Below are 20,652 nucleotides of genomic sequence, written 5' to 3' on the forward strand. Positions count from 1 at the left end.
AACATCATGACTCCTTTTTTAGTGAAAAATGAAAGACTGTACCCTGAGGTTGATTATTTGATACATGAATTACGCTGCCATGTAATTTTAAAATGGTTTGACAAAGTGCTAAGCCTAATCCTAGACCTCTTCGACTATCGCTGCGCTGTTTTTTTCCGGTTGTAAATGGCTCAAAAAGCGTGTCTTTTATAGCATCATCAATACCTGGCCCATCATCAGAAATAATGAAATCTACTAAACCAGAAGATTCTTTTACTTGTAACGTAATCACACTACCGGGAGGTGTGTAGGTCAATGCATTATCAATGATATTAATCAGAACCTGAATGATTAATCGTGCATCCATAAAAGCAAATAAGAATTCTGGTTCAATTTGGTAGGATATTTTATGAGTATTATTTAGACGAACGACATGACAAAGTGCCTCTTGTATTATTTCTTCTACAAGTTCCAAATGCATCTCCAAAGCTAATTGTCCATTTTCTAATCTTGAAACAGCGAGTAAGTTTTCAACCATTTGTACAAGCCATTTTGAATTTTTATACATATCTTCATATAATTTGTTTTTTTCATTATCTGGAATATTACTTGCATTCGTCAATAAAATATCTGCATTTCCAGAGATAGCTGTTAGCGGTGTTCTTAAATCATGTGAGATAGCACGCAAAAGGTTAGCACGCATTTGTTCCATTTCAGCCTCTCTGACTACTTCTTCATTGAGCTTCTGTAAATACCATTTATCAAGCGCAAACGAAAAATCATTGATAATAGCATGCAAAATATTACGCTCAAATGCAGGTAATGGTAATTGCTTTGACAATGCAATTCCAATAACACCCTTTACATACCCATTTGACATAACGGGTAAATAATAGGCACTTACTTCTGGAAATATATCAGTGGAAATACCTGCTACATGCTTATTATTAATAACCCAACTCACCACTGCATGCTCATTAGGATTTCCAAAAAGGGAGGCTGCTTTTTTATTTTCACTATTTGACATGCTCTCCGTATGAAAAAACATTGATTTAACAATGGCGTTATTTTCTATTTCAAAGAATTGTACGGGCTTTTCTACTAGCTTAACAATTTGTACCATACCCTCCGTAATAATATCATCAATCGTTTTAGCATGTTGGAGCCTCCGATTTACATCAAGAAGCACCTCCATTCTATAGGATTTACGCACAGCTATCAGCGTCTGCTTTTTTATTTTTTTTGTTAAACTACTTGTGATGAGCCCTGAAAGGAACATGATTACAAAGGTCATTGGATAATCTCGATGATAGGCATCAAATGAGAATCGTGGTTCAGTAAATAAGTAATTAAAGAGTAGTACAGCAGTGATGGAGCTAATAATGCTCATTATCCAACCGGAAGACCAGATAGCAAGCATTAAAACACCTAGAATATAAATCGTAATAACATTTGATTCACTAATGCCAAGTGAATATAAATACAAGCTGATAATGGATACAAAGCCAAATATGAAAATCATTTTTAACAAGTCAAACCAGTCAAATGACCATTGTATATTTATTTTAGGCAGATAGAATTGTTCATTTTCCTGATCTGGTACTATATGAATAGCTAAATTTGGTACAAATTCAGTCAGTTGATCGCTAATTTTTGTACTTGGTTGCCACCATCTTTTTCTCATGCTTGTTCTACCGATGACCAATTTTGTCACACCGCTAATTTGAGCATAATTAGCAAGAGCTGCTGCAATATCATCCTCTTGAACAATGACCACGTGACCACCAAGCTGTTCAACTAGCTTTATATGTTGCTGCAATCGCTCTGAGTTTGCGGTTGTCCTATCGCTTTCCTGTACCTTTTGTACATAAAGGGCAGTGAATTTGCCATGCAAAGCTTGCGAAAGTCGTGCGGCATTTCGAATAACCTTAGCATTTGTAGGAGAGCTACTAATACCGACAAGAATATGCTCTTCAATCTGTACAGAATGTTTCATCGATTCGTTGCTGTTAATTTGTTTATAGGTAATCGTATCAGCAGCTCTACGTAGTGCAATTTCTCGAAGAGCTATTAAATTTTGCTTAGAAAAGAAAGATTGTAGGGCTTTCTCAGCTTGTTGCTTGCTATAAATCTTGCCATCCTGTAAACGTTGAATTAACTCATCGGGTTCAATATCTACAATTTTTATTTGTGCGGCCTGATCTATTAAGTAATCTGGTATACGTTCCCGAACCTTGATACCAGTTATTTCTTCTACCAAATCATGAAGACTTTCAATATGTTGAATATTTACTGTTGTATAGACATGAATTCCCTTTGCAAGTAATTCCTCTATATCTCCAAAGCGCTTCTTGTGTCGCATTGTTGGTACATTACTATGCGCTAATTCATCAATAAGAACAATTTCTGGTTTACGACTTAATACAGCATCAATATCTAATTCCTGAAAGTCTTTCTCTTTATATCTTATTTTTTTTGTAGGAATTTGCTCAAGCCCTTCGAGTAAGGCTAATGTTTCTGGACGAGGATGAGGCTCTACATAGCCAACCACCACATCTTTACCAAGCGTTTGAGCCTGTTGTGCTGCATCTAGCATTGCATAGGTTTTCCCTACGCCAGCAGCATAGCCAAGAAAAATTTTGAGCTTTCCACTAACGTGTTCCTCCTGTTGAAGCCTCGCTAAAAATGTCTCTGGAGCAGGTCGTTCTTGTTCCATCATCCTTCACCTCATATTTGTATTATAGCGTTATCTTCCATTAAGAAAGTATTAAGATTTACGCCCTTTATAGTTTCTTAATAGAAAAAACGATTTCCTAACACTACATTAATCTGAAAGTAAGTATGATGAGAGCATCCTAATAACGAAGGGGGTTTTGATGATTGGACTTATTTATGATTGGTTTACTAATTATCGGCTTTGTAGGTCTTTATGGGTTAGCTGCTTGGTGCTTTAAGCTAGTGGAAGAAAAGTAAGGGGGGAATTGAATGTGGATTTTTATAGGAATTGTACTTGTATTCCTTTTTGGTTATCTAGGGCATGCATTACTATATCCTGAAAATTATTAATAGGCTTTAGGAGGTTGCACTATGTGGCAAATAGCCATTGTTTTAATTATGTATGTACCACTCGTTATCGTTACAGGTCATTATTTATTTCGGGTGGCAATGCAACAAGTAACATGGATTGATCCAATCATGGATAGATTGGATGGGTTTATTTATAAACTTTGTGGTATTAAAAGAGTAGATATGACAGGAAAACAATATGTGCTCTCTTTAATCCTATCAAATGCCTGTATGGTGTTTATTGGCTATATTCTATTACGAATTCAAGCAATCTTGTTTTTAAATCCAAATAAGATTGACAATATGGAAGCATCACTATCTTTTAATACTATTATTTCATTTATGACGAATACAAATCTTCAGCATTATAGTGGTGAATCAGGGCTTAGTTATTTATCACAAATGCTTGTCATTATTTTTATGATGTTTACCTCTGCAGCTACTGGTTATGCAGCGTGTATGGCATTCTGTCGTCGTATTGTGGCGAAAACGGATACAATTGGTAACTTCTTTGTAGATTTTGTTCGTATCATTACAAGGATATTAATACCACTTTCTATAGTAGTTTCCGTTATTTTGGTATCACAGGGTACACCACAAACCTTCAAAGCCAATCAAACTGTACAAACAATAGAAGGGAAATTACAAGATATTGCACTAGGACCTGTAGCTTCACTTGAGTCTATTAAGCATATAGGAACAAACGGTGGTGGTTTTTATGGAGCAAATTCTACTACTCCATTTGAAAATCCAACGGTCATTTCAAATATGATTGAAATGCTGTCAATGATGCTACTGCCTGGAGCCTGTGTAGTAGCATTTAGCTTAATGATAGCTTCTAGAAAAGAGAAGCCCATAGTTGGCAAGCAGGGATTAGCTATTTTTGTAGCAATGACTATGTTGTTCCTTGCTGGATTAGTGACTGTCTATATATCGGAGCGAGCAGGTAATCCTATTATAAATGAACTGGGAATTACCCAGCAACTTGGTAGTATGGAGGGGAAGGAGATGCGCTTTGGTGTGGCGCAGTCTGCGTTATTTACGACAGTGACCACAGCTTTTACAACTGGATCTGTCAATAATATGCATGATACGTTAACTCCACTAGGTGGGCTTGTACCGATGTTTAATATGATGCTAAATGTTGTCTTTGGTGGTAAGGGTGTTGGTCTTATGAACATGATGATGTATGTGTTGCTAACAATCTTTATTGCTTGTTTGATGATTGGTCGAACGCCTCAATTTTTAGGCAAGAAAATTGAAGAGAAGGAGATGAAGCTTATTGCTCTTTGTATTCTAATACATCCTGCCATTATCCTGCTATTTTCAGCTCTTGCTGTTGCTTTACCACAGGGCGTAGCAGGGATAACGAATCCAGGTGCACATGGATTATCACAGGTACTCTATGAATTTGCTTCCGCTTCAGCAAACAATGGCTCGGGCTTTGAAGGACTTTCCGACAACTCTGTATTTTGGAATGTTACAACAGGTCTAGCTATGTTCTTTGGTCGTTATGTAACGATCATTATTCAACTAGCAATTGCATCCTTACTGGCTAAAAAAATGTGGCATCATGATTCTATAGGAACGTTGAAAACGGACAATACCATGTTTACATTTTTACTTGTGGCAATCGTTTTAATGATTGGTGCTCTGACATTTTTGCCTGCGATTGCACTGGGACCAATCACTGAGCATCTACAACTTTATGCGTAATGAGGAGAGAAACGTATGGAAACTGAAAGAAAAACCTTTATCACTGGCACTATGCTAAAAAGCGCTTTGATAGATGCGTTAAAAAAATTTCATCCGATATATATGCTGAAAAATCCTGTAATGTTTGTAGTAGAGGTGGGATTTTTGTTTGTTCTCCTTTTAGCTCTATTTCCATCTATTTTTGGCGGTGAAATAGTAGAACATGAGAGATTGTTTAATGCAATTGTGGCAACCATTCTTTTTATTACTATTTTATTTGCGAATTTTGCAGAGTCGATTGCAGAGGGAAGAGGAAAAGCACAGGTTGAAACCTTAAAAAAGACAAAAACCGTTACACAGGCCCGTGTTTTGCTAAATGATGGTTCTGAAATAATGAAACAGGCACATGAATTGAAAAAGGGCGATATCGTGTTAGTTCAAGCAGGAGAAGTTATACCAAACGATGGAGAGGTCATCGATGGAATAGCTACTGTAGATGAATCGGCGATAACAGGTGAATCTGCACCAGTAGTCAAAGAGCGTGGGGGTGATTTTTCTTCAGTGACAGGTGGAACGACTGTTACAAGCGACTGGCTAATGATTGAAATTACTTCAATGCCTGGGGAATCATTTTTAGATAAAATGATTACGCTCATTGAAGGGGCTAGTCGTAAAAAAACGCCAAATGAGGTGGCTCTCAATACGCTTTTAGTAAGCTTAACGATTATTTTTTTACTAGTGGTTGTCTCACTTTATCCTATGACAACTTATCTAAACGTGCCTATTTCGATCGCAACATTAATTGCTCTGACAGTCTGCTTAATTCCCACAACAATTGGTGGATTATTATCTGCTATCGGTATTGCGGGAATGGATAGGGTAACACAGTTCAATGTTATTGCCATGTCAGGAAGAGCTGTAGAGGCATGTGGAGATGTGGATACATTAATTTTAGATAAAACAGGCACAATCACTTACGGGAATCGCATGGCTTCTGAATTTCTACCTGTAAAAGGTGTGAAAAATAAAGATTTAGTGCAAGCATCTTATTTTAGTTCATTAACAGATGACACACCTGAAGGGAAATCTATTCTATCACTAGCATGCGAATTAGGTATGAATACTGATAATGAAGAACAAATCATAAAAAATAGTAAACATATCCCATTTACTGCACAGACAAGAATGAGTGGATTAGATATGCAGGATGGGACAAAAATTCGAAAAGGTGCTTATGATACGATTAAACAAGAGTGTATCAATGCAGGGCATAACGTTCCAGTGAATTTAGATCAGCTTATTCAACGAGTATCCTCTGTTGGTGGGACACCGCTAGTAGTAGCAGTAAACCAGAAAATTATAGGTGTTATTTATTTAAAGGATGTGGTGAAGGCTGGATTAAAGGAACGCTTTGAACAGCTACGAGCAATGGGAATTAAAACAATCATGTGTACAGGAGATAACCCCCTAACCGCAGCAGCTATTGCAAAGGAAGCGGGTGTGGATAGCTTTATTGCAGAAAGTAAACCTGAGGACAAGATTCAAGTCATAAAAGATGAACAGGCACAAGGAAAAGTAGTAGCGATGACTGGTGATGGGACGAATGATGCACCGGCATTAGCACAAGCAAATGTAGGACTCGCTATGAATTCAGGAACAAACGCAGCAAAAGAAGCTGCTAACATGGTGGATTTAGATTCAAATCCTACTAAAATTATCGAAGTAGTTGAAATTGGGAAGCAGTTACTTATGACTCGTGGTGCCCTCACAACATTTAGTATTGCGAATGATATGGCAAAATATTTCGCCATCATTCCAGCAATGCTAATGGTTGCTGTTCCAGAGATGAATGTATTAAACGTGATGCAATTGAATTCGCCCTCAAGTGCTATTATTTCTGCATTACTATTCAATGCGATTATTATACCTCTGCTTATTCCCGTCGCCATGAAAGGGGTCAAATACAAGCCTATGAGTGCTTCGAAGTTACTAAATAAAAACTTATTCATTTATGGAGTAGGAGGCATCATCGCTCCTTTTATCGGTATAAAGTTGATCGATGTTATGATAGCACCCCTGTTTCAGATGTTTGGATTATAGGAGGAAGAGAGATGCGTAAATTTTTTGAGCATACAAAGCAAGCAATATTGATTACGTTCACAATGTTTCTTCTTTGTGGCTTTATTTATCCATTGGCAGTAACTGCATTAGCACAAGGAGTGTTTCCACACAAGGCAAACGGTAGTTTAATAGAAGTTGATGGCCAAGCTAGAGGTTCAGAATTAATCGGTCAGGCATTTTTGAAGCCTACCTATTTCTGGGGACGAGTGTCATCCGTAAATTATAATGTGTACACAAAAGTGGACATAATTCCGGATGAAAATGGTCAGTTGAACTATAGTGGTGTTAGCTCAGGCTCCTTTAATTATGCACCAACGAATCCTGAATTAAAGACACGAATTGAAGCAGATATCGAGAAATTTTTGCTTGCCAATCCTGCTGTTGAACGACAGGATATTCCAGCAGATTTAATGACGGCCTCTGGTTCAGGGCTAGATCCCCATATCAGTGTAAAGGCTGCAGAAATACAAATCCAACGTATTATTCAAGCAAGTGGACTTTCAGAACAAGAGATTAGAAATATTTTAGATACTTATACAGAAACACGAGCACTGGGGATTTTTGGGGAAAATAGGGTCAATGTTCTTATGGCTAATCTAGCAATCATGAAGAAAATAGAGGAAAGAAAAGGGGAATGATTAAAACAGGTAGAGAAGCGTTTAGGTCCTCTCTACCTGATATATGGTAAAGTTTGTGAATTTACTAGAATTTTAATATGGTTTTTTATCTGTCATTAAAGCTTCGATAATAAAATACATTTTGTTACGAGTTATCAGGGAAGTAACCTTGTGTCAATAATTCCCTACCTGCCGGGAAAATATCACGGTATGCAATAATTCCTTATACAGTACACTCTGAAAGAACAACATTGTTTGGTAGAATAGAAGCTGCTGTCTCCCAAATCGAAACAATTGATTCACCTTCAAATGATGCTGAATGAATGGCTTGCTGTAACACTGCAGGAACACCAATAACTTCAAATGAAACATCAACGCCACCAATTGTGTAAATCATGTAGCTACACGATGTCTTTTGCTTTTTACTATCTTGCTGCTTCATGATAAAATCATCTTCCTCTAGTGTCTTACTTCCTCATCATAACATGTGGTAATTATTCAAATGATTAGTTTGCAATAAATTGACATAAAAAATACGAATACTTTGCTTTTTTCAATTATAACGTAGCACTTTTTTGATTGCATCTTAACCGTATTTACAGTACCTTTGATAAGGGTTTTGTTGTAAGGATAATAAAACTAATAAATAATGTTCATGCTGAAGTTTAATAGGCCGTTAATATACCTAGAAGTTGAATCATGATACAATGGGAAAGATGTTAGGAGGAACGAAGGATGTCAAAATATACTGATTATAATTTTCAGCCATTTTTGCAGGACGCAATAGCAAAACTGGGCTTTACAGAACCGACGCCAATTCAAAAGGAAATCATTCCGCTACTATTAAAAGGGAAAAGTGCTATTGGACAGGCACATACAGGAACAGGAAAAACACATAGCTTTTTAATTCCAATTGTGCAGCGTATTAATCCAGATAAACAAGAAGTACAAGCTGTGATTACTTCACCTACGCGTGAGCTTGCGCAGCAAATCTTTGATGCGTTAAACCAATTAATAGAAGGAACAGCAATTCAAGCAAAACTATTTATTGGGGGTACGGACAAACAACGCTCTATTGATAAGTTAAAAACGCAGCCACAAATTGTTGTTGGGACGCCTGGACGTATTCGTGACCTCGTTTCTGCGCAAGCGTTATTTGTGCATACGGCACCAATTTTAGTTGTCGATGAGGCTGATCTAGCCTTCGATATGGGCTTTATCGAGGAGATTGATGGCTTTGCTTCTCAAATGCCAGAAAATCTTGAAATGTTTGTATTCTCAGCAACTATTCCAGAAAAACTTCAGCCTTTCTTAAAGAAATATATGGAGACACCTGTCCACATCCATATGAACGATAAGCGACCAGTGGCAGAGGGCATTGATTTTGTGCTTGTACCAGTTCGCTCGAAATCACGGAATAAGCGTTTATTAGATGTGATAGAAGGAATTAATCCATTTTTAGCTGTGATTTTTACAAATACGCGTAAAACGGCAGAGCAAGTTGCAGGTTACTTAAATGAAAACGGTATTCGCTGTGGTCAAATACATGGTGATTTAAGTCCCCGTGATCGTAAGAAGATGATGAAACAAATTCGTGATTTGGATTATCAATATATTGTTGCTACTGATTTGGCAGCTCGTGGTATTGATATTCAAGGGATTTCACATGTCATTAACTATGAAATTCCAGAAGACCTAGAATTCTTTATTCATCGTGTAGGACGTACTGCGCGTGCAGGAAATAAAGGAACAGCCATCACCTTGTTTGAGCCTTCAGATGAGGATGCATTAATTCGTGTAGAGAAAATGGGCATCCCATTTGTACAAAAAGACGTAAAAGATGGAGAATGGTCTGAATTAAAGGATCGTCATGCTCGAAAAAATCGTGTAAAGCATGAAAATGAAATCGATGCAAAGGCAAAATCTTTAGTTCGTAAGCCGAAAAAAGTAAAACCAGGCTACAAGCGTAATATGAAATGGGAAATGGAAAAAATAAAAAAACGTGAACGTCGCTTAAAAGCCCGTGGAAAAAAATAAGGAGGTATTCTCATGCTACTTGGATCACATGTTTCGATGAGTGGGAAGGAAATGCTACTAGGGTCAAGTAAAGAGGCCCTTTCATATGGGGCAAATACCTTTATGATCTATACGGGAGCACCTCAGAACACGCGTCGTAAAGCTATTGCAGATCTTAATATCATGAATGGTCTATTACACATGAAGGTGCATGGCATGACAAACATCGTTGTCCATGCACCTTATATCATTAATATTGCAAATACAGAAAAACCTGAAACATTTCAACTAGGTGTAGATTTCTTACAATCTGAAATTGAACGGACAGCTGCGTTGGAAGCCAACCAAATTGTTTTACATCCAGGTGCCCATGTTGGTGCTGGTGCTGACGCAGGTATAGCCAAAATTATTGAAGGCTTAAATGAAGTGCTATCACAGGAGTATCCTGTCCAAATTGCATTAGAAACGATGGCGGGTAAAGGAACGGAATGTGGTCGTTCTTTTGAAGAGCTTGCCAAGATTATCGATGGTGTGACAAATAATGAACGCCTTTCTATCTGTTTTGATACATGTCATACACATGATGCTGGCTACAATATTGTAGAAGACTTTGATGGTGTATTAAATGAATTTGATAAAATTATCGGTGTTGACCGAATTAAAGTTCTTCATATCAATGACTCTAAAAATGTTCGAGGTGCAGGAAAAGACCGCCACGAAAATATTGGCTTTGGACATATTGGCTTTGAGGCATTAAACTATGTAGTGCACCACCCGCAATTAAAGGAGATTCCTAAAATCCTAGAAACTCCATATGTTGCGTTAAATAGTGATGCTAAATCCAAATCGGCACCTTATAAGTATGAACTAGAGATGTTACGAAGTGGTGAATTTAAACCTGAGTTAATCACTGCGCTAAAAGAAGGATAACAACACAAAATGCCCGAAATCAGTGAAATGAACACTGTTTTTCGGGCATTTTCAATTATTTCGTGAAAAGTGCGATAAGCTGACGAGAGCGCTTTCTACCTAAAACAGCCTCAACCTCAACAAGTATATCTTTAGGTATGCCTAAAAAAAGCCAAGAAAATGAGAATTGCTCCAAATGGGGCCGAAGTTTTTTTACTTCAGACGTTGTAATGTCAAATCCTTCAGCACGAGCGATGGCAACAATTTCCTTATCACTACTTTGTGCTAATTGCTGTAAAAATTGAATACTCAAAGCGAATCCTCCTTCAAAATATAGTTTTATGAAAATCTTTATCTTCATTCAGCAGAAGAACATGATATGAGCACAAGACAAATAGGACAATTGTTCACAGAGTACAGGAAGCCACTTGTTTGAACTATAACAACATTTCCACCAGATCATAAAACATAGGATTCTTTTTTTCTTTACAAAAACCGGGCTTTCATTTATACTTACAATTTGTAAATCGTAATGATTTTGAATTAGAAAGAAGCGATCATGAATGAAAAAATCATTAATTAGTATTGAAAACGTGTCATTTCAATATGACTATACACAAGTCCTAAAAAATATCTCTTTTCGTGTAGAAGAGGGTGATTTTTTAGCACTACTCGGTCCAAATGGCTCTGGGAAATCTACATTATTAAAAATTATTTTAGGACTATTAAGACCTATGTCTGGAGAAATAAAGTTATTTGGTGAACGCAGCACTACTTTTAAGCACCGTGAATGGATAGGGTATGTTTCACAAAAATCTAATGCCTTCAACTCAGGTTTTCCAGCAACCGTCCAAGAGGTAGTAAAAAGTGGATTAACGAAACAATTAGGGCTATTTAAAAGACCAGGACGCGATGCAAAAGAAAAAGTTTTGAATGCCTTAAAAGCTGTTGGAATGGAAGCTTTTATGCATCGTAATATTGGCGATTTATCAGGTGGGCAGCAGCAGCGGGTCTTTATTGCACGAGCCTTAGTGAGTGAACCGAGGCTACTAATATTAGATGAACCAACTGTCGGCATTGATCATGAGAATGTGCAATCATTTTATGATATGCTGGCGAAATTAAATCGGGAACAGGGAATTACAATGATTCTTGTCACACACGATGTCGATACAGTATCAAACCGCATCAGTCATGTGGCATGTTTAAATCAAACGATTCACTTCCATGGTTATAAAAATGAGTTTGACAGCATTTCTCAGGATGCACTCGATGCTTGGTATGGTCATTCTGTCAGAAAGATTCATTAAGAAGGGGAAGGCACTATGATTGAAGCGATTTTACATTATGAATTTTTACAAAATGCCTTTTTCTCTGGGCTACTAATAGGCATATTGGCGCCGCTACTTGGTGTCTTTATTGTTGTACGTCGATTGTCTCTAATTGCAGATGCCTTATCACATGTGACACTCGCTGGTATAGCAGGAAGCCTATACATTAGTCAATCAGTGACAGCGCTAGCCATGCTTAATCCAATTTATTTAGGGATACTGGCCTCTGTGAGTGGCTCTATATTAATCGAACGACTAAGACGGCTATATAAGCACTACGAAGAGCTTGCGATTCCTATTATCATGTCTGGTGGTATTGGTATTAGTGCTATCTTTATTTCACTTGCAAGCGGCTTTAGTACAGATTTAATGAGCTATTTATTTGGCTCTGTATCGGCTGTGTCACGTCAGGATCTCTGGGTAGTTGTGGGCATTGCTGCAGTTGTTATCATTTTTTTATTTTTATTTTTTAAAGAGCTTTTTGTCCTATCTTTTGATGAGGAATATGCGAAAGCGAGCGGTTTACCTGCACGTTGGATTCACCTGTTGTTTATGATTGTGACAGCACTTGTGATTGCCGCAAGTATGCGCATCGTTGGAATATTACTTGTGTCATCGCTTATGACACTTCCTGTGGCTGCTGCCATGCGACTGGCTAAGGGCTTTAAACAAACAATTATTTATGCCATAGTATTTGGGGAAGCAGCTGTGCTAATAGGGCTAGTAAGTGCTTTTTATTTGGATTTAGCGCCAGGAGGTACGATTGTGGTCACTTCCATTCTTATTTTGTTACTTGTTATACTAGGGAAGAAAATAGCATTTAAAGTGGCTGCAAAACAAGGGGAGGTAGCGTCTTGAATATTACAAGAGCGTGGGAAATTTTAAAAGAGAACGGCTATAAAAAAACGGACAAACGAGAGCTGATATTAGATATGTTTGCAGCAACTGATAAGTATCTAACGGCTCGTGATTTACTGGATGTTTTAAAAAAAGATTTTCCAGGTATGAGTTTCGATACCATTTATCGCAACCTAGCTACATTTGTGAAACTTGGCATACTGGAGGAAACAGAATTATCTGGAGAGCGTAATTTCCGTATGCATTGTGAGTCAGAGCATCATCACCATCATTTTATCTGTATGGATTGTGGAAATGTCAAAGAGTTAAATTTATGTCCTATGGAAATGCTTGGAGAAAAGCTGCCAAACTATGAAATAGAAAATCATAAATTCGAGATTTATGGTAAATGTCCGGATTGTAAACATGAAACAGTTTAAGATATAGAAAAAAGGATAGTGCGAAAGTACATCAATACTTCGCACTATCCTTTTTATTTGATAATTAAGCTACTCTACGAATAGCATCAATTTGATTACAATCTATAGTTAAAGTTCCTGTTGTACCTGGCTCTAGGAAAACAGCACAGCAATTTTGAGGATCGAAGGAAATGAAAGTCACGCCTAAGAAGCTTTGACCTCCATTTAAAAAGATGTCTAGTGTAACTGGAGCTTCTAATCTTCTTAATTGTTGGCAGATACATCCTCTACAGTTAGCACTCATTCTAGGTGTGCATTTTTCTTCTTTACAGGGACAAACTTTTTCTTCTTCACAACGACAACGTTTTGCTGCTGCCTCGTTACAACATTTTTTAAAACATTTATTGTGGTCAAAGTTCATATAAGTTCCATATCTTCTATCTTCCATTATAAAAACCTCCCTTCATCTATTATTGTAAAGGTAGTGCTTTACATTAATAATCTATGAAATCAAAATGAAAGAAGATTGGCAATATGTCCGATAGGCTATATAAAAGACTATAAATTTCTTAACGTTAGTTAGCATTATGAGATATCCCCAATGTAAATCACTAGATCATAAGAAATTTAAAAGCATCCTATTATTACTAAACATTTTTAGAAAGCGTCGCAAATTAGTTGAAGATTGAAGTGGTAGGGAGTAAAACTTGATTTCTAGGGAGACAAAAAGACGAAAGAATAAGCGATCTATTCCTTCGTCTTTTTACATTAAGTTGGAGATGAGAGAAAATACTTCTCAGAAAGTAGATTATTGATGCTTTTGTTGGAAAGCCACCATGAAGTCACGTAATGCTTCACAAGCCTCTAATGGTACAGCGTTATAAGTTGAAGCACGACAACCACCTACAGAGCGGTGTCCGTTTAGTCCGATAAATCCTGCTGCCTTTGCTTCTGCTAGGAATTGTTTTTCAAGCTCCTCATCAGCGACACGGAAAGTAATGTTCATTAAAGAACGGCTTTCTGGTGTAGCATGCCCTTTATAGAAGCCATTGCTATTATCAATCGCATCATAAATAACTTTTGCCTTTACCTCATTGTGCTTCGCGATTTCTGCAACGCCACCCTTGGATTCTACCCATTTTAATACCTCACCTAACATATAAATACCAAAGGTTGGTGGTGTATTATATAAAGAATTGCTATCAGCATGAGTTGTATATTTCAACATCGTTGGAATATTTTTATTTTCTTTTTCTAGTAAATCCTTACGAATGATGACAACCGTTACTCCAGATGGGCCAAGATTTTTTTGAGCTCCTGCATAAATAAGGCCAAATTTGCTGATATCGATTGGTTTTGAAAGAATATCACTAGACATATCTGCCACTAATGGAACATTGCCTGTCTCTGGGTATTCCTTCCACTGTGTACCATAAATTGTATTGTTTGAAGTAATATGCACATAGGCATCCTCTTCGTTGAAGTGAATATCTGCTAACGCTGGGATACTACGATATTGATTTTCTTTAGTACTTGCTGCTTCTACAGGTGTACCAAATAATTTGGCTTCCTTGAAGGCTTTTTCAGCCCATGAGCCTGACAAAACATAGCTTGCCTTTTGATCTGCTTGAAGGAAGTTCATTGGTATCATTGTGAACTGCAGGCTGGCACCTCCTTGAAGAAACAGAACTTCATAGTTTTCTGGAATAGCATAAAGCTTTTTTAATAAAGCAATTGCTTCATTATGTACTTCATCAAAAATAGCACTGCGGTGACTCATCTCCATAATGGACATACCTGAATCACGGAAGTTTACTAATTGCTGTTGAGCTCTTTCTAGTACTTCTAGCGGTAGTGCAGATGGACCTGCGTTAAAATTGTATGCGCGTTGTGTCAAAGTGGTACACTCCTTATTGTTTATAAAGTGAGTTTTGTTCATTCAACAGGAGTCGATTCTCTCCTCGTGAATAGTAGATAATTTCCATCAGGCTTTTACAGTTTGTTTATGCATGTATTCTAAAATGATGAACTAACCGTAAAAGCAGGATAAAAGAACTTTACTGGATTATAACTCAATTTTCAATAGAAAAAATAAAATTCTCAATATTTAAGCAAAATAGTGTCACTCTCGCTACAAAATGTACACAATTAAGTAAATTAAAATGACCATTAAGTGATAAATACGAACAAACGCATGGATGAATAGGCACTAATTGAAATTATATTCGTAATTTATTAATCATTACAATCATTTTAATGTTGAACGTTCGTGTTTATGTGGTGGGAGGGTGTAAGACCTAACTCCTGTCTTCCCTTTTATTTTCAGGGGCTAAATAAGACCACTTATATTCATTTTAGTACCACTTGTATAGCAAAGAGAAAATGCAATTAATTGCAATGCTACAGTATAAACAGAGAAGGGAATGTGGCAAAAATTGAATGGGGATAAAAATAGTCTACTATTCATATATTTTGAGGGGTGTATGAAGAAAAGCATACTTAACCTTTTGTAGAAAAAGCTTTCATGTATGCTATGAAAAAACAAAATTTTAGGAGGTAGTAGTATGAATAAAAAAGCATGGCTAATTCTTAGTTGTTGCTTAGCAATTTTAATATCTAGTTATTCCATTGTTCAGTATTTTTTCATGGATGCTCATCAAGCAGGGTTTGTAAAACTAAAGCTAATGTTAAATTCCACAATAAGTTCACTATGGTACACAATGCTTTATATACATATTATATTTAGTGTTTTAGCATTAGTTATCGGTCCCTTTACGCTATTCTCAAAATTTAGAGAAAAGAATATTAAGCTTCATCGCACAATGGGAAGAATTTATATGATGGGTATTTTATTTGGGGGTACTTCGGGCCTTTATTTGGCATTTCATGCGACTGGAGGAGTAATGTCTCAGTTGGGTTTTGGCCTTTTATCGATTTGTTGGCTATTCACAGCCTCGCAGGCACTGGCTAACATTAAACATAAAAAAATTGATACTCATGAAAAGTGGATGATTAGAAATTATTCCTTAACCTTTGCAGCCGTCACATTAAGAATCTGGCTAGCTATATTTACGGGATTATTCGGGGTTCACCATTTTGAAATAAGTTATACAGTTATCGCTTGGCTCTGTTGGGTGCCTAATTTAATCATAGCGGAGTGGCTTATTAAACGAAAACATAAAAAGAGGGACTCTAAGTTACTATATGGAACATAAAATTTTGTAGTGGCGAACATATTATTTTAGACATCAAAAACATGTTGCCTTATTCAGCTCCAAAAAACAAGGCTGAATGCAGATAAACAACACAACTTTCGGTATAATGAATGTTGACTATGATTCAAAGGGGTGTTCAAATGTTTACAGTAGAAGAAGCATGTTTAGTGGTTGTCGATGTACAAGGGAAGTTAGCAACTATCGTGGATGAAAGCGAAGTCACAATTCAAAATGCCTCTAAACTGGCTCAGGCTATGCAAGTACTGGGAGTACCTGTATTATGGCTAGAGCAGAATCCAAGCCGTTTAGGTGGTACCGCTTTAGAAATTGCCCAACATATTCAAGGGCAGCCGATAGCCAAAATGGCATTTAGTGCATGTCAAGAGGAAGAATTTATGACGGCCTTAAAAGCTACTGGTCGTTCACAATTTATTATGACAGGAATCGAAACGCATATTTGTGTCTATCAAACAGCCCGACAGTTGAAAGAGCAAGGCTTTGAGGTGGAAGTTGTCGCAGATGCGGTATCCTCTCGAACAAAGGAAAATAAAGAGCTAGGGCTAGAGAAAATGAAGGCACTAGGCATTTTACCAACGAGTACGGAGATGATTTTATACGAGCTTCTGCAAAGAGCAGATCATGAGCATTTTAAAACAATATTACAGCTTGTCAAGTAAACGATAAAATACGGATTTTCAATGGATGTTTGAAGGGTCTAATGTACTTAATCAAACATCTTTTTTGTCTTTCAAACAACAAAAAAAGCGAAGCCGCAACTACATGCGACTTTGCTTTTTTATGCAGGCATTTTAGTAGGTGTTGGTTTAGCATAGCCTTCTTTATATGTGTCATCTATTGCTTGACGAATTTCCTTTAGACTCATGCCATCCTTATGCATTTTAGCAGATTGTACAGCAATTTCGAGACATACCAAGCAGCGAGTACCGTGATCATCCCAAACGATAGCTCCATCCTTACGCTTCTCCTGGATAAAGCAGTTAAAATTACTTTTATGCCCTGCAGATTCACCACATCCACAATAGCATGGTATCCACTCTAAAACCTCTGTGGCTTGTCCAGCAACTTGATATACTAAGCGAATATTTTCAGATTGATTGTCTAAAAAGGAAGGGAGAACGTCAGCAGACGCTGTTTCTTCCTGAATATCTCCAGTGTCATGGGCTTGTCCTTCATGTGAAGCTTCATTGTGCCCAGAGTCCTGATTTGATTCAACAGTCTTTTTTTCATCACCGCAAGCACTTAACACTAATAACGACATAACAAAAAGAAAAATGAGTTTTTTCAATAGAACGCCTCCTAGATGTTTACACTACTGTCATTATAGCATCGCTGGTCGAAACATTTATAGGAAGAGTAGGGAGATTTAATGAAATATATCTAAGCCACGTGTTTTGTTCATGAAATGTTCCATTTTCTCACTCAATAATTTTTTTAAGAAAAAGCCAAATAAAATAAAGACTAACCAGAAGCAAGATAAAAAGGCTAAATCTACCCAGACCTTTGTCCAAATTATACCTCCAACTGCTTCTCGCATCATTTCTATTGCGTAGGTAAAGGGAAGAAATGGGTTCATTAATTGGAAAAATTTTGGTAATAATTCAACTGGATATGTGCCTCCAGAGCCAGCAATTTGCAATACCAGCATGACAATGGCTAATGCTTTTCCTACATTTCCGAACACCGATACGAGTGTATAGACAACTGTCACAAACACGAAGCTAATAAAAAGACCAAAAGGTATAAAGTAATATGGAGAACTAATGGATCCATCCAAAAGAACAATATCACCAATTGTTATAATCAATGTTTGGATAAAAGAAAACGTAGCAAATGTTAATAGTCGACCAAAATAGATGGCACGTATACTGTACTGTGTATGATGATGAATATCCACAGCTAATAGTGAAATTAACAATAAACAGCCGACCCATATAGACAATACGGTATAAAAAGGAGTCATAGCAGTTCCATAATTTTCGATTGGAAACATTCTATGTTCCTCAAGCCTAATAGGTTCTTCAAAGAATTCCCGTTCAGCATTGACATCATTTTTTAGCAATTGAACAATTTCGGATATGTCTGCTTCATTTTCTAATGAACGTAGCTTCTTAGCAAGATCTCTAATTTTGGTACTAAGAGTAGGAAAATTGGATTGTACTTTAGAAATAGTATTATTGGCAGTTTCTAATGTTTTTCTAGCATTTTTTAAACGATTTGTTGCTTCTGGTATGGAATTTTTTACATTTGTTAGCATGGTAGATGCATTTGTTAGCGTATTTTTAGCAGATGATAAGGTTGTATGAATTTGTGGTTCAAGATTCTCGTTATAATGTGTAACGAATTGCTGTAGGTGGTTAGCAGCAGTTTGCGCCATGGATTGAAGATTAGCGAGATCCTTTTTTATGGTTTCTTCATTTAAGACATTAAGCTTTTGTACATTTGTATGGACATCTAAGAGCAAGGTATTGAGCTGTTGTAAGGATGTTAATGTGTTTAATGAATAGTCAGTTAAACTCGGATTTGTTTGTAAATTTCCTTGTATAGCCTCAAGTTTTGTGATGAGCTCCTTATTGACATCTTTATTTTGCTGTAGATCCGTAATTATAGTTTCAAGTGAGCTTTCAAGTTGCTTGTGTGAAGATGCATCAGCTTGTGTTAAATTTTGGAGTGCTTCGAGTGTCTGGATGCTATTATTGACCTTTTTTCGTGAATCCTCTAGTTGCTTTTGTATCGTTGCCTTTGTTTCTGCAATCTTCGATGTATCCACAGCAGCATTTTGTAGCTTCTCTAATAGCCCTGAAAAATGTTGGGCAATTTGTTGAACAGTTTCCAAATCCTTTTTAATGGCTGGAGATAGCTGATTAAACAGCGTCTCTGCTTCGTTCATTAATGTTAAACCATGCTGTATAGTTGCAAGACCATCATTAGTTAATGCCGCAACCTTTGGCACCTCATTAATGGTACCATCTAATAGTGACTCAGCTTCCTTCCCGCCTGTAGCCGTTTGTGCTAAAAATGTTTCAATATCAGGTAGATGCTGCTCAATGGTAAATAGATAATGTTCAAATTTTCTAAAGTCAGGAATTTCTCGTTCCATCTCAACGCCAATCGTATTAAAAATAGAGAAAAGTGTTCCATTGACGGTTGAAACAAATTCGTTAGATACTTGTTGAGTCAGCACACCAGCTCCCTTACTAGTGATTTTTGGTGCAATAGGATTGATTTTTTCATTCACATAATAATCGATACGTGCTTTTGTCGGTTGGTTGGATAGGATAGAGGTGAGTTTTTGAGAAAAATCATTTGGAACTATAATCACCGCAAAATAATCGCCATTTTGTAATTGATCAATGGCCTGTTCATGGGATGAAAATATCCAAGAAAAATTTTTATTTGTTTTTAAATTGTTGACTACCTCGTTCCCAACATTGACATTTTCTCCTCTAACGGTAGTTCCAGTGTCTTCATTAACTACAGCGATTTTCATATTAGCTGTGTGGGCGTACGGGTCCATAGAGGCATAGATATTAAGCCATGCATATAGAGAGGGTAAAAAGATGAGCCCACCAATAATGACAGCTACTACCCAGTTTGTTAAAATATTATGGATATCTCTTTTATAAATTTGCAGGCTATGTTGAATAGTATGCTTCATAGTAACCACTCCACATTCATATTGAGCTAGCTCTTTAATATGTATGTTCCCAAATTTGGGCCAAATTATGTTTGAATTGTGGAAAAACTTATTATTAAAGGCAAATTAGTTTACTAGGATTTCAAAATACTTTATAATCAAGTCGCGAATACACTAAATTTAGGGTATTTTTAGTGTCTAAAAGGAGGAACACATGAAAAAATTACTGATTATTGGCTCCATTATTGTTGTACTATTTGCAGCAATTATTGTGCTAACAAATATGTCAAACAAAAGTAAGCTAGCAAATGCTAAGGATTTGTATGGCGACAAAGAACTGAAACAAGAGACAATCGATCAATTAGATGATAAAAACTACCAAAATATTATGCTGCCTGATGAATTAGAGAAAAAAATCAAAGCTGGAGAAGATGTAAATGCCTATTTCTTCAGTCCAATATGTATGCATTGTAAAGCATTTACACCTGTATTAATGCCAATTGCTGATGAGTTAGGTGTTGATATTGCTCAACTGAATCTTTATGAGTATGACGATTTAGGGAGTAAGTACAATATTGAAGCGACTCCAACGTTTATCCGCTTCGAGGGTGGGAAAGAGGTTAACCGCTTTGTAGGTGCTTTATCTGAGGAAGATTTACGAGCATTCTTAAAGACAGAGGTTTTAAAAAAATAGCATGAATGATGAGACTGTTTCGAAAGTTAAATTTTGAGCAGTCTTTTTTTTAATGTAGTTAGTGTATACTAAATATACTGAAAAGTTGTACATTGGAG

General features: G+C 36.7%; 17 protein-coding genes and 1 pseudogene. 11 read left to right on the forward strand and 7 right to left on the reverse strand.

The annotated features are described in order from the left end of the window. Positions 1-4 precede the first annotated feature (4 nt). Positions 5-2,695 (reverse strand): ATP-binding protein, encoded by a 2,691-nt coding sequence (locus AC2CGN_RS09795; protein ID WP_484513586.1) that lies wholly within the window; start codon positions 2,693-2,695, stop codon positions 5-7. A gap of 371 nt (positions 2,696-3,066) precedes the next feature. Here AC2CGN_RS09795 and kdpA point away from each other — a divergent pair, with 371 nt between their 5' ends. Genes kdpA through kdpC form a run of 3 tightly spaced genes read left to right on the forward strand, consistent with a single transcriptional unit; the run spans position 3,067 to position 7,499 of the window. Continuing rightward, a complete protein-coding gene (gene kdpA / locus AC2CGN_RS09800; protein WP_484513588.1) occupies positions 3,067-4,761 on the forward strand; it encodes a potassium-transporting ATPase subunit KdpA in 1,695 nt (564 codons plus the stop codon). Positions 4,762-4,776: 15 nt separating this feature from the next. Continuing rightward, the gene (gene kdpB / locus AC2CGN_RS09805; RefSeq protein ID WP_484513590.1) at positions 4,777-6,840 is read left to right on the forward strand and encodes a potassium-transporting ATPase subunit KdpB; all 2,064 of its coding nucleotides are present in this window, start codon (positions 4,777-4,779) and stop codon (positions 6,838-6,840) included. A gap of 11 nt (positions 6,841-6,851) precedes the next feature. Further along, positions 6,852-7,499 carry a K(+)-transporting ATPase subunit C gene (gene kdpC, locus AC2CGN_RS09810; RefSeq protein ID WP_484513592.1) on the forward strand — a complete coding sequence of 216 codons (648 nt, stop codon included), beginning with the start codon at positions 6,852-6,854 and terminating at the stop codon, positions 7,497-7,499. Between the two features lie 32 nt (positions 7,500-7,531). Here the strand turns inward: kdpC and AC2CGN_RS09815 are convergent. After that, positions 7,532-7,866 (reverse strand): annotated as a pseudogene (locus AC2CGN_RS09815) (butanediol dehydrogenase); the annotation flags it as partial. A 347-nt stretch (positions 7,867-8,213) separates the two neighbouring features. Between AC2CGN_RS09815 and AC2CGN_RS09820 the strand changes: the two are divergent. Together AC2CGN_RS09820 and AC2CGN_RS09825 are read left to right on the forward strand one after the other, a co-directional pair. Further along, positions 8,214-9,515: a DEAD/DEAH box helicase gene (locus tag AC2CGN_RS09820; RefSeq protein WP_283868718.1), complete on the forward strand. Its 1,302-nt coding sequence runs from the start codon at positions 8,214-8,216 to the stop codon at positions 9,513-9,515. Positions 9,516-9,527: 12 nt separating this feature from the next. Next, positions 9,528-10,424, forward strand: a complete 897-nt coding sequence (locus tag AC2CGN_RS09825; protein ID WP_484513594.1) for a deoxyribonuclease IV — start codon at positions 9,528-9,530, stop codon at positions 10,422-10,424. A gap of 55 nt (positions 10,425-10,479) precedes the next feature. Here the strand turns inward: AC2CGN_RS09825 and AC2CGN_RS09830 are convergent, their stop codons facing one another. Further along, a complete protein-coding gene (locus AC2CGN_RS09830) occupies positions 10,480-10,716 on the reverse strand; it encodes a Nif11 family protein (protein WP_283868716.1) in 237 nt (78 codons plus the stop codon). Between the two features lie 250 nt (positions 10,717-10,966). Here AC2CGN_RS09830 and AC2CGN_RS09835 point away from each other — a divergent pair, with 250 nt between their 5' ends. Genes AC2CGN_RS09835 through AC2CGN_RS09845 form a run of 3 tightly spaced genes read left to right on the forward strand, consistent with a single transcriptional unit; the run spans position 10,967 to position 13,011 of the window. Then, a complete protein-coding gene (locus tag AC2CGN_RS09835) occupies positions 10,967-11,713 on the forward strand; it encodes a metal ABC transporter ATP-binding protein (RefSeq protein ID WP_286927310.1) in 747 nt (248 codons plus the stop codon). 15 nt (positions 11,714-11,728) lie between these two features. Further along, a complete protein-coding gene (locus AC2CGN_RS09840; protein WP_286927309.1) occupies positions 11,729-12,592 on the forward strand; it encodes a metal ABC transporter permease in 864 nt (287 codons plus the stop codon). Continuing rightward, complete coding sequence (locus tag AC2CGN_RS09845; protein ID WP_484513597.1) at positions 12,589-13,011, forward strand: Fur family transcriptional regulator; 423 nt, start codon at positions 12,589-12,591, stop codon at positions 13,009-13,011. The genes AC2CGN_RS09840 and AC2CGN_RS09845 overlap by 4 nt, the downstream gene beginning before the upstream one ends. A gap of 64 nt (positions 13,012-13,075) precedes the next feature. On the opposite strand, the gene AC2CGN_RS09850 is transcribed toward AC2CGN_RS09845, so the two are convergent. Further along, positions 13,076-13,438 (reverse strand): hypothetical protein, encoded by a 363-nt coding sequence (locus tag AC2CGN_RS09850; protein WP_286927307.1) that lies wholly within the window; start codon positions 13,436-13,438, stop codon positions 13,076-13,078. A 360-nt stretch (positions 13,439-13,798) separates the two neighbouring features. Then, positions 13,799-14,887 carry a 3-phosphoserine/phosphohydroxythreonine transaminase gene (gene serC, locus AC2CGN_RS09855; RefSeq protein WP_484513599.1) on the reverse strand — a complete coding sequence of 363 codons (1,089 nt, stop codon included), beginning with the start codon at positions 14,885-14,887 and terminating at the stop codon, positions 13,799-13,801. Positions 14,888-15,554: 667 nt separating this feature from the next. Between serC and AC2CGN_RS09860 the strand changes: the two genes are divergently transcribed. Both AC2CGN_RS09860 and AC2CGN_RS09865 read left to right on the forward strand, forming a co-directional pair. After that, entirely contained in the window at positions 15,555-16,205 is a 651-nt protein-coding gene (locus AC2CGN_RS09860; protein WP_429982436.1) for a DUF2306 domain-containing protein, read from the forward strand. A 140-nt stretch (positions 16,206-16,345) separates the two neighbouring features. Next, positions 16,346-16,882: a hydrolase gene (locus AC2CGN_RS09865; RefSeq protein WP_429982435.1), complete on the forward strand. Its 537-nt coding sequence runs from the start codon at positions 16,346-16,348 to the stop codon at positions 16,880-16,882. A 119-nt stretch (positions 16,883-17,001) separates the two neighbouring features. Here AC2CGN_RS09865 and AC2CGN_RS09870 read toward each other — a convergent pair whose 3' ends face one another. Continuing rightward, positions 17,002-17,511: a PCYCGC motif-containing (lipo)protein gene (locus AC2CGN_RS09870; RefSeq protein ID WP_484513601.1), complete on the reverse strand. Its 510-nt coding sequence runs from the start codon at positions 17,509-17,511 to the stop codon at positions 17,002-17,004. Positions 17,512-17,589: 78 nt separating this feature from the next. Further along, positions 17,590-19,881 (reverse strand): YhgE/Pip domain-containing protein, encoded by a 2,292-nt coding sequence (locus AC2CGN_RS09875; RefSeq protein ID WP_484513603.1) that lies wholly within the window; start codon positions 19,879-19,881, stop codon positions 17,590-17,592. A 193-nt stretch (positions 19,882-20,074) separates the two neighbouring features. On the opposite strand from AC2CGN_RS09875, the gene AC2CGN_RS09880 reads away from it, so the two are divergent. Continuing rightward, positions 20,075-20,554, forward strand: a complete 480-nt coding sequence (locus tag AC2CGN_RS09880) for a thioredoxin family protein (protein WP_484513605.1) — start codon at positions 20,075-20,077, stop codon at positions 20,552-20,554. The last annotated feature ends 98 nt before the right edge of the window (positions 20,555-20,652 follow it).

The sequence above is a fragment of the Lysinibacillus sp. DFXJR4 genome (assembly GCF_057196045.1).